The organism is Granulicella sibirica, from assembly GCF_004115155.1.
In the GTDB taxonomy this organism is placed as follows: Bacteria; Acidobacteriota; Terriglobia; order Terriglobales; family Acidobacteriaceae; genus Edaphobacter; species Edaphobacter sibiricus.
Map to the genome: position 1 here is coordinate 398,588 of NZ_RDSM01000001.1, position 12,724 is coordinate 411,311.

Sequence of the window (12,724 nt, forward strand, 5' to 3'; positions counted from 1 at the left end):
GGTTATTTTACTTGGGGACGGTTCCCCTCGAGAGACGGTAGCCGCGAGGTCCGCTCTCCTGGGAGGCGGAAGAGCACTGCGAGGGCTTTCACGCGCTCTTTTTGGCGGCTGGGCGGAAATCGTCTGGTTCTTGCGAGCTCGGCTATGCCGTGGAGACTCGCCCAGAAAAGCTCAGAGAGAACCTCTGGTTTCGGTGTGTGCCCTTGAAACAACTCGAGGAGCTGGGAGAACGCGAATTGAAGTTCCGGTGGGGTTGCGGCGTCATCAAACGGAACGCTGAGGTTGAGCGAAAACATCGCTTCATATAGAGCCGGGGAGGCCGCGGCGAATGCCAGGTATCCGGCCGCGACCGATTCGACCGAGCTTCCACGATTCGCATATTTCCGTGCCTTCTCCAGGGCCACACCCAGTTCCTGGAAACCCTCAATCGCAACGGCGACCAGAATGCCGTCGCGGCTGCCAAAGTGAGCGTATAAGACGGGTTGGCTGTAGGAGATCTCGTCGGACAGGCGCCGAACGGTGACGCTGGACCACCCTTCAAGCTCCGCGATGCGTCGCGCAGCGCTGAGAATCTGGGCCCGGCGGACTTGCCTATCCCGCTGTTTTCGTTCCTCGATGCGCTTGTTTGTCTGCCTGGTTGCCATCCCCAAGAATTATAGCGCTGCTAGAAATATTGTGATGAGAGCGAATCCGTCATCAGCGCTCCGCATCTCATATAGCGTTGCTAGATTTTAGAACTAAGTTACGCGCGATAGAAACTCTATCTCGGTCACTCCCGCTGACTTCAGATCGAACAGGAGCTGTTTATGCAGCTCGTCAACGTAGTTACCCTCTTCATCGTCCTTACTCTGGTAGGCGTAGAGTTCTCCGTCTCCGCCTTCATGAACCCCGCCGCCTGGCGGCTCGAACCCGAATCGCAACTGAGGATGCTAAGCCGTCTTGCTTTCGTACTCGGAAGGGTGATGCCTGTCTGGTACCCGGTCTCCACGCTGCTTTTCTGTATCCAAGCATGGTTCGGCTGGTATACGCCCGGGCGTTCCCTGCTGCTTGAGGCGGCTGCGATCTGGGTTCTTACTTCGGTCGCATCGATCATTTTCCTGGTTCCCCTCAATAACCGGGTGGCGGCAGGTGCTGCCGACTGGCAGCGGGTTCACCGGATCTGGGACAGGAGACATCGCGTGCGTATCGCCGCTCTCGCCCTCGCGGCCACCCTGCTCACCTACGTGATCGCCGGCTAGGTGCACGCCGCTCATCCCGTTAAAGATTGCCTTGATCGTCCAGGAGCAGAAGAAGAACAGGTTGTGCTTGATCTACCTCCGGGGGTCCAGCATACTGTGGGGCAAACGAGAGCGAGGATCCTCATGAATCGAGCTGCCCTTCTTATGTGTGCCCTGGTCCCATTCGCTGCGGGAGCAGCGGCATTTTCGATATCCGCGCCGGTGGGCCTGACACGGACTGATCTTCAACGGCACGATCTTTCCATTGAGGGCCGCGAGGCTATCCAGACCCGTGTGGACTTCGCGCCGGGCGCCGTCGCGCCATGGCATAGCCATCCGGGCGAGGAGCTCGTCTATGTCCCCGAAGGGACGCTGGAGTTTCAATTAGAGGGGGAACAGCCGGTCACGCTCAAAGCAGGCGACGTCCTCTTCGTTCCGGCCGGGAAGGTGCATATGGCCCGGAACCCCGGAGCAACCCGGGGCGTCGAGCTCGCCACGTATGTCGTCGAAAAGGGCAAGCCGCTGCTGGTGCGTGCAAGCGGTCAGGACCATTGACGAGGGGACGATATGGGCTGGATGCGAAACCCGGGCCGGTGTGCCGGATTGCTTTATCTTGTGGGCTCGATTCCTGGTTTCTTTGCGCTGCTTTATGTTCCGAGCAGGGTGATCGTGCATGGAAATCCGGTGGCTACGGCGCATAACATCGCCGCCCATGAGACTTTGTTTCGGATGGGGATCGCCGCGGATCTTGCCGGGCAGGCGATCTTTCTCTTTGTCGCGCTGGCCCTGTATCACTTGCTGAAAGGGGTGAACCGGAGGCTCGCGCTGATGATGCTTCTTCTGCTTGTGGTTTCGATCCCGATTGCGTTTGTGAATGAGCTGAACTCGATGGCAGCGCTGACGTTTGCGAAAGGGGCGGAGTTCCTGGCGGGGTTCGATGAAGCGCAGCGGGTGGCGTGGATGCGGGTGTTTCTGAACCTGCGGGGGACGGGGTTCGATATTGCAGGGATCTTCTGGGGGCTCTGGCTGTTTCCGCTTGGGCTGCTGGTGTACCGGTCGGAGTTTATTCCGCGTCTGCTTGGCGTGGGATTGATGGTTGGGTGCTTTGCTTACCTCGCGAACAGCTTTACTTCGCTTGCCGTGCCGCAGTATGAGGATTTGGTTTCGCGGTGGGTTAGTCCGGTGCAGTTGGTGGAGATGGTGTTTATGCTCTGGCTGGTGGTGATGGGGGAGGTGCCTAAGACCTTGCCAGATTGAGGGTATGGGCCTCCCACCTTACCCGACCGCAGGGCTGTCGGCGAAGAGGGGGCACCATTGGCCGGGGCCGGTTTGAGGAGAGCGGACAACGACAAAGGCCACTGCAGACGCAGATTCCCTTCGGGAATGACAACCAGAAAAGCAAGGGCAACGGCGCTGGAATTACTTTGTGGGGGTAGTGGGCTTTGGGGCTGGCTTGGGTTGGGCGGCGAGCCACTTGTCGAAGGGGAGGTTGAAGTCGAAGAGCTGGGTGTTGGAGTCTTTGAACTTGATCTCTTTGAGATAAAGCTGGGCGTGGCGCATGGCGGGGTCGTCGAGTTCGCGGATGTCGTAGAAGAGATAACCGGACTGGGTGGTGTGAGGGGCGACGGTGGTGTCGGGGAAGCCGAAGTCGCGGTCGTCGTCGGTGATTTTCTTGTCGACTGCCTCGGGGTGGGTGTGGATGTTGGTGCCCGGGAATGGCATCGGGATGGAGTGGCCGGAGGAGGCCTTCTTGGAGTAGAGGCGGCGGTTGAGGTCCTCGGGGAGGGCGGCGGGGAGGATGTCCTTGTTTTCGGAGATGAACTGGATGCGGACGTCGTCGAGGGTGAGGGGCTTGTCGCTGTCGTTGGTGATGATGACGCGGACGGGGAGGAAGCCGTGCTGAACGTAGGCGTTGCGGAAGAAGCTGCAGTTGGCGGGCTCGTCGCAGGGCTCGGCGGCGACGGCGACGTGCTCCTTGGGGTGGTCTTCGAAGAGGGTGTACTGGTTGGCGGGCTTCGCCGGGGGGGCTTTCTTGTCGGCGGCGTATAGGGAGGCGCAAGCGGCGACGAGGGCGAGGATGGCGAGGGGTCGCAACGGGTGCATGCTGGGTTGATTATGATCTTCGCTGTAGGCCAACGTAAAGCGCATGCGGGTTGGACGATGAGGTGGCTGGTTGGTCTTGTGGGTTTATAGCTCGCTGTTCATGCTGGTGATGGTTGTGGGGGCTCCGTGGTGGGTGCTGCGGATGACTACGAGTGGGAGGTACCGGGCGGGGCTGCTGGAGCGGCTTGGGATGATTCCGGCGGGGCTGCGGGAGGCCGTGGCTGAGCTTGACGGGAAAGACCTGATTTGGGTTCATGCGGTTTCGGTTGGGGAGGTACTGGCGTCTACGGCCCTGGTGCGCGAGTTGCGGAAGTTGGGGTATGGGGTGGCTGTGTCGACGACGACGCAGGCGGGGCAGGAGTTGGCGCGCGCGAGGTTTATCGGCTGCCCCGTGTTTTATGTGCCGCTGGACTTTGCGTTTCTAATGCGGCGGTATCTACAGGTGCTGAAGCCCCGGCTCGTGGTGACGATGGAGAGCGAGCTTTGGCCGAATCTGATTCATACGTGTAAGCGCGAGGGGATTCCGCTGGCGGTGGTGAATGCGCGAGTGTCGGATCGGTCGTTTCCACGGTATATGCGGCTGAAGGCGGTCTGGGGGCCGCTGCTGCGGGAGGTTTCGGTGTTCCTGGCGCAGAGTGAGGAGACTGCGGGGCGGCTGCGGGAGATGGGGGTTGCAGCGGAGCGGGTGGTGGTGGCGGGGAATTTGAAGTATGACGTGGTTGCTGGGACGGCGGGTTTCGTGACGGAGTGGCTGAAGAGTTTGCTGGCTGGGGAGCGGCTCGTGGTGGCGGGGAGCACGCTTGGCGGTGAGGAGGAGATGCTTCTTGGGGCCTGGGCGGAGGTGCGGGCGGCTGATCCGGATGCGGCTTTGCTGATTGCGCCGAGGCATACGAACCGGTTCGAGGAAGTCGCGGCCTTGATCGAGGCGAAGGGGTTTGGGGTGGTTCGGGCGAGTCGGATGGGTGAGGCGGCCCTGGATCGGAATGCGGTCATTCTGCTGGATACGATTGGGGACCTTGCCACGGTGTATGGAGTGGCGGATGTCGCGTTTGTTGGAGGGAGCCTGATGAAGAAAGGGGGACATAATCCGCTGGAGCCGGCGCGGTTTGGGGTGCCGGTGGCGATGGGAGAGTCGTATGAGAACTTCCGGGAGATCGTGGGGGCGATGAAGGAAGCGGATGCGATCCGGATTGTGCGGCGTGAGGAGTTGGGTGGAGTGCTGGCTGGATTGCTGGTGGATCGGGAGGGCGCCAAGGCTATGGGGGCGCGTGGAAGGCAGGTATTTGAGGCACAGGCAGGGGCGACGGGGCGAGTGGTTGCGACACTAGTTGGGTTGATGCGGGGTGAGGGTTGAAGCGGGCTCGGCCGGGGTTGTTGCCTCTGGTCCCGCTGTATGGGGCTGGACTTTGGGTGAAGGGTTTGCTGGGCGTGAAGGCTCGTCGACTGCGCGGGCGGGTCGTGAGTGTGGGGAGCCTGTCGGCGGGAGGTGCGGGGAAGACGCCGGTGGTGATGCTCGTGGTCGAGATGCTTCAGGCAGCCGGGCTTGGAGTGGATGTGCTTTCGCGGGGGTATGGACGTAGAGGGACGGGGGTGGAACGGGTGGATGTGGCGGGAAGTGCGGAGCGGTTTGGGGATGAACCACTGCTGATGGCGCGACGATTGGGTGTCCCGGTGTGGGTGGGGGCGGATCGATTTGCTGGCGGGTCAGCGGCAGAGGTGGGAGTGGAGACGGAGGGGTTAGTGCATGTGCTGGATGATGGGTTTCAGCATCGGAAGCTGGCGCGGGATGTGGATGTGGTTCTGCTGACGCGGAAGGATGTGGGGGATGGGCTGCTTCCTGCGGGGGATCTGCGGGAGGGGCTGGGAGCGCTGGGGCGGGCGGACGTGGTGGTATTGCGCGAGGAAGAGGTTGCGGGGCTGCGGGGGTTTGTTCCGGCGGGGAAGGTCGTCTGGGTGGTCAGGCGGGAGTTGCGGTTTGAGGGGTTGGTCCCGGCGCGACCTTTCGCGTTTTGTGGGATAGCCCGTCCTGACGGGTTCTTGGGGATGCTCGCGGGGGCTGGCGTGGTGAGCGCCGGGGTGGAGCGGCTTGCGGATCACCACCGGTACGGGATGCGGGATGTGACGCGGCTGATTGCGGCGGCCCGTGCAGCGGGGGCGGATGGGTTTTGTACGACGGAGAAGGATGCGGTGAAGCTGACACCCGCGATGCGGAAGAGGCTCGAGGAGGTTGGGCCGGTGTCGGTTGCGGAGCTTCGGGTGTCGCTCGTGGAGGGTGGGGTGGGGGACCTGGTGCGTGAGAAGATGGGGGTTTGAACGCGTCGGGACAAATGCGGGTGCTCATCGTGCGGGTGGGGGCGATGGGGGATGTGCTGCATGCGATGCCTGCGGTGGCCGGGCTGAGGAAGGCTCATCCGGACTGGCGGATCGATTGGGCTCTAGAGCCGAGATGGCGGGATCTGCTGGTGGCGGAGGGTGAGGTTTCGGGGCCGCTGGTGGACTCGGTCATTCCGGTGCGGACCCGGGAGTGGAAGAGGCTGGGGTTGTCGGCAGCTATGGTGCGGGATGTGCTCGGGCTGCGCCGCACGCTGCGGGAGGGAAGATACGACGTTTGTGTGGATCTGCAGGGGTCGGTGCGGTCTGGAGTGATTGGGTGGATGGCGGGGGCTCAGAGGTTTGTGGGGGCGGAGACGCCTCGGGAGCGTCCGGCCCGGTTTTTTTATGGGGAGACGGTGCGGGTGGGGGCTCGGCATGTGATCGAGCAGGGCTGTGAGTTGGTGGAGGCTGGGGTGGGGGAACGGATTTTGCCGGGGAGGGTGGAGCTTCCGAGGGATTCGGGGGCGGAGGCTTGGTGCGATGGGGTTGTGGGGCAACGGCAAGGGCAAACGCAGATTCCCTTCGGGAATGACAACCAGAAAAACCAGGGCAACGGCAAGGGCTTGGACCTGGGTAGAGATGGGCGGTTTGTTGTGATGGCGCCGGGTGCGGGGTGGGGGGCTAAGGAGTGGCCGGTAGAGCGGTTTGGGGAGGTGGCGGCTAGGCTTTCGCGAGACGGCTGGCGCGTATTTGTGAACGCCGAGGCTTCGGGTGGAGGCAAGGCGGAGGCTGTCGTGCGGGCGAGCGGGGGTGCGGCGATGGCGGTTCCCTGTACGATCGCAGAGTTGATTGCGCTGTTGCGGCGGGCGAGCTTGTTCATTGGAGGAGATACCGGGCCGATGCATCTTGCGGATGCGCTTGGGGTTCCGGTGGTGGCGCTGTTTGGGCCTACGGATCCGGCGCGTAATGGGCCCTATGTCAGGGCAGGCGAGGCGGATCGGGTTCGGGTGCTGCGTCGGGCGGAGAGCCGGACGGATCATCGCCGGCATGCGGAGACGGAGGTGGGGTTGGGGAAGATTACGGCGGATGAGGTGACGGAGGCGGCGCTGGAGTTGTTGAAGATGGGAGAAGCGGGATGAAGGAACGGACGGGATGGCAGCGGATTGCGAGACGGATCCGGGTGCCGATGGGGTTTGTGTTCGCGGCGGCTTTTTTGTGGCTGGCGCGTCCGTCTGCGTGGACGATGGCAGGGAGTTTGTTGCTTGTGGTTCCGGGGATATGGCTGCGGGGGTACGCGGCCGGGTATGTGCGGAAGAACGCGGAGCTGACGACGACTGGGCCGTATGGGTATACCCGCAACCCGCTTTACCTGGGGTCGATGATGATCGCGTTCGGGTTCGCGGTCGCGGGGGGGCGATGGTCGATCGGGTTGGCGCTGGCGGCTTTGTTCCTGGCGATTTATCTTCCGACGATCCGGTCGGAGGAGACGTTTCTGCGTGGAGCGTTTGCGGGTTTCGATGCGTATGCGGCGCGTGTTCCGCGACTCCTGCCGAGGCTGACGGCGGCGAAGATGCCGGGCGCGACGGCTGATCGTGGGGAGTTCTCGCGGGCTCTTTACCTGCACCACCGCGAGTACAATGCTCTTATGGGTGCCGGGGCCATTTACGTGGCGCTGGCGATCCGGCTTTGGCTGCGTCAATAGGTTCGCAGGCTCCGCAGAGAGCCGTGAACAGGGCGGTCTGCCGTGTGTATGCTCATTACCGTTGATCCGGACGTGTTTGGGCCAGCTCGGGATCACGAGATACGAATTGAAAGCTACCCGTGAGGGGTTCGATTTGACGATATTTCGACGTTTGCTGTTTTTTCCTGCTCTGTCTGCGGTCTTCGGTTTGGCGGGTGTGAGTTCGGCCCATGCACAGATTCTTGGACTCGGGGCGAAGCCGGCGCCCGTGGTGATTCCGACGCTGCAGCCACCGGTGCCTGAGTACGTATTTCCGCAGCACCAGACGCTCACGTTCACGGTCGACTGGCGCGTGTTTACCGCTGGGACGGCGGTTTTCCAGATTGAGCAGCAGGGTACGACCGAGAAGGTGACGGCAACCGGCGATACAGTGGGCGCGGTGAATATGCTGTTTCCGGTGGTGGACCGGTTTCAGGCGGGATTCGATACGAAGACGGGATGTTCGACCGGGTTTTCGAAGCAGTTACAGGAGGGCCGGCGCAAGGTGAACACGGATCTTACGTTCAACTACGACACCGGCAAGCAGATGCAGTATGAGAAGAACATGGTGAAGGGTACTTCGAAGTCACAGACGGCTTCGATTCCGGCTTGCGTGGCCGATTCCCTTTCGGCGATCTTCTATGCGGCTTCGCAAAAGTTCGTCGTCGGGCAGGATGTGAAGTTTCCGCTCGCCGACGCGATGCGGACGGTGACCGTCGCGATGAAGGTGGAGGCGAAGGAAGAGATCAAGACACCGGCAGGAACGTTTCAGACGATCCGGGTGCAGCCTACGGCGGATGAGGGCGTGGTGAAAAATCGCGGGCATATCTGGATCTGGTACACGGATGATGCACGGCATCTGCCGGTGCAGATCCGGGCGAAGCTGTTCTGGGGGACGATCACGTTTCACCTGCAGTCGGCGGAAGCCAAATGACGGAGCGCGAGGAGCACGAGGCTTCGGGACGGATGGTGACGGTGGCGCGGTTTCTTGAGCCGGTGAACGCGCAGATGGCGAAGGGGATGCTCGAGGCGGCGGGGATCGAGTGCTTTCTGCAAGGAGAGCAGGCAAACAGTTTGCTGGCTATGGCGTTTCGGGCGCGTCTGCAGGTGAACGAAGCGGACGAGGCGGCGGCGCGGAAATTGCTGGCTGGGACCGGCGACGAAGTGGATGAAGTGACGGATGGTGAGGATGAGTAGCGATCTGGTGCGGCCGAGGGCGGTAGTGTGTCTGTCGGGTGGGATGGACTCGTGCGTGTGCGCCACGCTGGCGGCGCGGGACTTCGATGTGTTCGCCGTGCACTTCAGCTATGGGCAGAGGACGGAGGCGCGGGAACAGTGGTCGGCCGAGGAGGTTGCGCGGATTACTGGGGCGCAGGAGTTGATGCACCTGAAGATCGACCTGTTTCGGATGATCGGCGGGTCGGCGCTGACGGATGAGGGGATTGCGGTCCCCAGCGCGAAGGATGATGAGAGCGAAATGGCGGGTGGCTCGCTGAGGACCGGACACCAGGTTCCAGTGACGTATGTGCCGTTTCGCAATGCGCACTTTCTTTCGGCGGCGGTGAGCTGGGCGGAGGTGCTTGGGGCACGGACAATCTTCATCGGGGCGGTCGAGCAGGACAGCTCGGGTTACCCGGATTGCCGGCCGGCATACTACGACGCGTTCAACGAACTGATCCGGACGGGAACGAAGGATGGGGATATACGGGTCGAGACGCCGCTGATTGCGATGCGCAAGAGCGAGATCGTTCGGCTTGGAGTTGAACTTGGCGCTCCGTTCCATGTAAGTTGGTCATGCTATGCAAGCGAGTCGGAGGCTTGCGGCGTCTGTGAGAGCTGTGTGCTGCGCCTGAGAGCGTTCCGCGAGGCTGGAGCGGTCGATCCGATTCCCTATATTCAGCGCTGACTGGCTGCCGAGGGAGTCTTCCGCATCGAAGGAAACGTAGAAGGTTTCAGGCAGGATATTTAAGGAAAAGGAAGCGCTGGAGCAGGCGCTGGGAGAGAGAAGCGATGAAGCGTTTTGGATGGAAGATGGGCGGTGTTCTTGCGGCATCGCTGCTTGCAGTTGCGGGTTGGGCGCTGCCGTCGCGCGTGATGGCCCAGGCGGCGGTTGCGCCGGCGACAGTTCACGGTCACGTTCAGAACGCGGCGGGTCTGCCGCTGACCAAGGGTGAGGTTCGGTTTACGACGGATCGGGCTTCAGAAGAGAAGAATCGTAAGTATCCGTTCGTCTTCCCGATCGACGCGAATGGCGATTACAAGGGAAGTATCACAACCCCTGGATCGTACCTTGGGCTGGTCTTCGTGGATACCAAGAGCCTGGACTTTATCGACCAGATCGCGGTGAAGGCTGGTGAGGATAAGGTCATCGACTTCGACATGACTCGCAAAGAGTACATGGACAAGATGACTCCGGAAGAGAAGAAGCAGATCGAGGAGTTCAAGAAGAAGAACGGCGAAGCGACGGCGGCGAACGCGAAGATCGCGAACCTGAACCAGTTGCTGACGCAGGCACGCGCGGCGAACAAGGCCGGGAACTACGACGAAGCCATCACGGCAATGACGACCGCGACAGGCGCGAAGCCGGATGAAGGCATTCTTTGGGTGACGCTCGGCGATGCGCAGCTTGGAAGCGCGGACGCGGCGGCCAAAGCCGCTCGCACGGCGCACACCAACCCGTCGGATCCGGCGATCGTACAGAAGTACAAGGACGCGGCGACCTCGTACCAGAAGGGCATCGATTTGAATGCCGCCTCGAAGAAGCCGAGCCCGGATACGGCGGCGGCTGCTTACAACCAGCTTGGCCAGGCACTGGCAAAGCAGGGCGATTCGAAGGGCGCTTCCACTGCGTACGAGAATGCGGCGAAGGCGCAGCCGGAGAAGGCCGGGATGTTCTTCTTCAACGAGGCAGCAACTCTGCTGAACTCGGGTGCAAACGACGATGCGGCCGTGGCAGCGGATAAGGCGATTGCCGCCGATCCGAAGCGTGCGGATGCTTATTACATCAAGGGACAGGCGCTGATTTCGAAGGCCACGGTCGATCCGAAGACGAGCAAGATCACGGCTCCTCCGGGATGCGTGGATGCTTATCAGAAGTACCTTGAGCTTGCTCCGGACGGTCCTCGTTCGCAGGAGGTTGCGGGCATCCTGACGGGCATCGGCGAGACGGTGACTTCGAAGTACAAGGCCGGCAAGAAGTAGTTTTTTTGAGCGGCGAGAGAGAGCCCTGGGCTGGTGCCCGGGGCTTTTCTTTTTCTGGAGGGTGAGATGAGGGTCGTAGACTTCGATGAGGCTTTGAGGATTGTGCTGGAGCAGGCGGCCAGGCTGAGTAAGCCCAGGGTCGAGCGGGTAGGACTGTTGGAGAGCGTGGGGCGCGTGTTGGCTGAGGAGATCAAGGCGGATCGCGATCAGCCTCCGTTTGCACGGTCGACACGGGATGGATTTGCGGTGAGGGCCGCGGATTTCTCGAGTGGGGCGGAGCTTCGGGTTTTGGGGATGGTTCGAGCTGGTGACCGGTGGGCTGGGGATGCCGTGGGTGGGGATGAGGCGGTGCAGATCATGACGGGGGCGCCGCTTCCTGAAGGTGCGGATGCGGTGGCGATGGTGGAGTTCGTGGAGCGGGGAGATGGGTGGATCCGAGGCGTTGCGGGACGTGGACTGGCGGTGGGGGAGAATGTTGTTCCGCGGGGGAGCGAGGCTCGGGCCGGGCAGGTCGTGCTGACGGGGGGAACGGTGATGGGGGCGGCTGAAGTGGCGATGGCGGCTACATGCGGTTCCGCTCAGACGGTGGTGTTTCAGCGGCCTAAGGTTGCGATTGTGGCTACGGGAGACGAGCTTGTTGCCGTGGATGCAGTGCCACAGGAGCATGAGATTCGGAACTCGAACGGGTATGCCCTTGCAGCAATGGTGACAAAGGCAGGCGGGATAGCCGGTCGGCTTGCCATTGCCCGGGATGTGCGGGAAGAGGTGTGGGAGCGGATCGCGCAGGGGCGGGTTTGGGACCTGCTGATCCTGTCAGGAGGAGTTTCGATGGGCGAGTATGACCTGGTTGAGGAAGTGCTCGAGGAGTTTGGGGCGGAGTTCTTCTTCACCGGGGTGAAGATGCAACCGGGAAAGCCAGTGGTGTTTGGGAGGCTGCCGGCACGGGACGGGCAGAAGGAGTGCTTCTTCTTTGGGTTGCCGGGGAATCCAATTTCGACGCAGGTGACGTTTCACTGCTTTGTCGAGCCATTTCTGCGGGCGATGGCGGGGGGCGTGGTGGAAGGACCGGGGTTTGTGCAGGCCACGCTACGGGAAGATGTAGGCGGGAAGCCGGGGTTGATGCGGCTTCTGCCGGCCCGAGTTTCTCGAGACCGGGTGCGGCCCGAGGTGAGGCTGGTGGGGTGGCAGGGATCGGGAGACGTGGCGGCGAATGCCCGGGCAAACTGCTATGCGGTGCTTCCCGGGGATCGGGAGGGGTTTGCGGCGGGTGAGGTGATTTCGGTTCTGCTGCGGTAGGATGGCGGGATGAGCGAGAGGGTTCCGTGGCGCAACGTCTTCGGGGTATGGGAATCAGATTGAGCGGAAAGCTATCGCACTTCGATGAGGCGGGAGAGGCTCACATGGTGGATGTGAGCGGGAAGGCCGCGACGCGACGTGAGGCTACGGCAGGGGCTTTCGTGGAGTTATCAGAGGAGGTGCTGGCGGCGCTGCCCCGGAACCCGAAGGGGAATCCCCTGGAGGTGGCGCGGTTCGCGGGTATCCAGGCAGCGAAGCAGACTTCCCTGCTGATACCGATGTGCCATCCGCTCGCGCTCAGCTTTGTGGATGTGTCGGCTGAAGTGGTTGCGGGTGGAGTGAAGATCGAGGCAACGGCGGCGACGACCGCCGGGACGGGCGTTGAGATGGAGGCGATGGTGGCCGCTTCGGTGGCCGCGCTTACGGTCTACGACATGACCAAGGCCCTGGATAAAGGGATACGGATTCGGGAAGTCGTACTTCTGCGGAAGAGCGGCGGCAAGAGCGGGGAGTACGTGCGGGGAACTCAGGCGACGAAGAGAGACTCGTAGGCTACCTGGTTTTCCCAGGAGATCACCGTATCCATCATGGTGTTGCGGTAGCTCTCGCCGAGCGGAGCGCAAAGCACTTCCTTCTGGTGGCAGTAGTGTCCACGGATCTCGAAGGTAAGGTAGCCGCCGTCCTTCGGGAAGACGGTGACGAACCAGAAAGGCTTGACGCCTTGAGGATTATGGCGAACGCCGATAAAGGTGTGCTTTTCTGTCGTGCCTGTGCGACACAGTCTGGGGAAGACTTCCCCGTCTACCTCATGACCCATGCGAACGCCCGCCTTTCACTCTGCTGACTGAAGTTTAGGCGAAGCTTTCACGAAATT

The 12,724-nt window shown here is 62.0% G+C and carries 16 protein-coding genes; 13 read left to right on the plus strand and 3 right to left on the minus strand.

Annotated elements, in window-relative coordinates; translation table 11 throughout:
• Positions 1–2: 2 nt before the first annotated feature.
• Positions 3–644: a TetR/AcrR family transcriptional regulator gene (locus GRAN_RS01700; protein WP_128911290.1), complete on the minus strand. Its 642-nt coding sequence runs from the start codon at positions 642–644 to the stop codon at positions 3–5.
• Positions 645–806: 162 nt separating this feature from the next.
• Here GRAN_RS01700 and GRAN_RS01705 point away from each other — a divergent pair, with 162 nt between their 5' ends.
• The 3 genes from GRAN_RS01705 to GRAN_RS01715 all read left to right on the plus strand — a co-directional run bounded on the left by GRAN_RS01705 (position 807) and on the right by GRAN_RS01715 (position 2,474).
• Positions 807–1,238 carry an anthrone oxygenase family protein gene (locus GRAN_RS01705; RefSeq protein ID WP_128911291.1) on the plus strand — a complete coding sequence of 144 codons (432 nt, stop codon included), beginning with the start codon at positions 807–809 and terminating at the stop codon, positions 1,236–1,238.
• Positions 1,239–1,361: 123 nt separating this feature from the next.
• Positions 1,362–1,772 (plus strand): cupin domain-containing protein, encoded by a 411-nt coding sequence (locus GRAN_RS01710; protein WP_128911292.1) that lies wholly within the window; start codon positions 1,362–1,364, stop codon positions 1,770–1,772.
• Positions 1,773–1,784: 12 nt separating this feature from the next.
• Positions 1,785–2,474 carry a DUF4386 domain-containing protein gene (locus GRAN_RS01715; RefSeq protein WP_128911293.1) on the plus strand — a complete coding sequence of 230 codons (690 nt, stop codon included), beginning with the start codon at positions 1,785–1,787 and terminating at the stop codon, positions 2,472–2,474.
• Positions 2,475–2,636: 162 nt separating this feature from the next.
• Here the strand turns inward: GRAN_RS01715 and GRAN_RS01720 are convergent, their stop codons facing one another.
• Entirely contained in the window at positions 2,637–3,320 is a 684-nt protein-coding gene (locus GRAN_RS01720; RefSeq protein WP_128911294.1) for a hypothetical protein, read from the minus strand.
• 70 nt (positions 3,321–3,390) lie between these two features.
• On the opposite strand from GRAN_RS01720, the gene GRAN_RS01725 reads away from it, so the two are divergent.
• The 10 genes from GRAN_RS01725 (at position 3,391) to moaC (ending at position 12,401) form a co-directional block, all read left to right on the plus strand.
• The gene (locus tag GRAN_RS01725) at positions 3,391–4,674 is read left to right on the plus strand and encodes a 3-deoxy-D-manno-octulosonic acid transferase (RefSeq protein WP_241654279.1); all 1,284 of its coding nucleotides are present in this window, start codon (positions 3,391–3,393) and stop codon (positions 4,672–4,674) included.
• Between the two features lie 17 nt (positions 4,675–4,691).
• Positions 4,692–5,633, plus strand: coding sequence for a tetraacyldisaccharide 4'-kinase (gene lpxK / locus GRAN_RS01730; RefSeq protein ID WP_161570791.1), 942 nt, complete (start codon positions 4,692–4,694; stop codon positions 5,631–5,633).
• The gene (locus GRAN_RS01735; RefSeq protein WP_241654280.1) at positions 5,630–6,772 is read left to right on the plus strand and encodes a glycosyltransferase family 9 protein; all 1,143 of its coding nucleotides are present in this window, start codon (positions 5,630–5,632) and stop codon (positions 6,770–6,772) included. The genes lpxK and GRAN_RS01735 overlap by 4 nt, the downstream gene beginning before the upstream one ends.
• A complete protein-coding gene (locus tag GRAN_RS01740) occupies positions 6,769–7,335 on the plus strand; it encodes a methyltransferase family protein (protein ID WP_128911296.1) in 567 nt (188 codons plus the stop codon). Before GRAN_RS01735 ends, GRAN_RS01740 begins: the two co-directional genes overlap by 4 nt.
• Positions 7,336–7,522: 187 nt before the next feature.
• Entirely contained in the window at positions 7,523–8,287 is a 765-nt protein-coding gene (locus GRAN_RS01745; RefSeq protein WP_421800795.1) for a DUF3108 domain-containing protein, read from the plus strand.
• Complete coding sequence (locus GRAN_RS01750) at positions 8,284–8,550, plus strand: putative signal transducing protein (RefSeq protein WP_192897965.1); 267 nt, start codon at positions 8,284–8,286, stop codon at positions 8,548–8,550. The genes GRAN_RS01745 and GRAN_RS01750 overlap by 4 nt, the downstream gene beginning before the upstream one ends.
• A complete protein-coding gene (gene queC, locus GRAN_RS01755) occupies positions 8,543–9,259 on the plus strand; it encodes a 7-cyano-7-deazaguanine synthase QueC (RefSeq protein ID WP_128911297.1) in 717 nt (238 codons plus the stop codon). Before GRAN_RS01750 ends, queC begins: the two co-directional genes overlap by 8 nt.
• 104 nt (positions 9,260–9,363) lie before the next feature.
• A complete protein-coding gene (locus GRAN_RS01760) occupies positions 9,364–10,554 on the plus strand; it encodes a tetratricopeptide repeat protein (protein ID WP_128911298.1) in 1,191 nt (396 codons plus the stop codon).
• Positions 10,555–10,620: 66 nt separating this feature from the next.
• On the plus strand, positions 10,621–11,850 hold the full coding sequence (locus GRAN_RS01765; protein WP_128911299.1) for a molybdopterin molybdotransferase MoeA: 1,230 nt from the start codon (positions 10,621–10,623) through the stop codon (positions 11,848–11,850).
• Between the two features lie 59 nt (positions 11,851–11,909).
• Complete coding sequence (gene moaC, locus GRAN_RS01770; RefSeq protein WP_277751194.1) at positions 11,910–12,401, plus strand: cyclic pyranopterin monophosphate synthase MoaC; 492 nt, start codon at positions 11,910–11,912, stop codon at positions 12,399–12,401.
• Here the strand turns inward: moaC and GRAN_RS01775 are convergent.
• On the minus strand, positions 12,377–12,667 hold the full coding sequence (locus GRAN_RS01775; RefSeq protein ID WP_128911301.1) for a hypothetical protein: 291 nt from the start codon (positions 12,665–12,667) through the stop codon (positions 12,377–12,379). The two genes, moaC and GRAN_RS01775, sit on opposite strands and share 25 nt — an antisense overlap.
• Between the last annotated feature and the right edge of the window lie 57 nt (positions 12,668–12,724).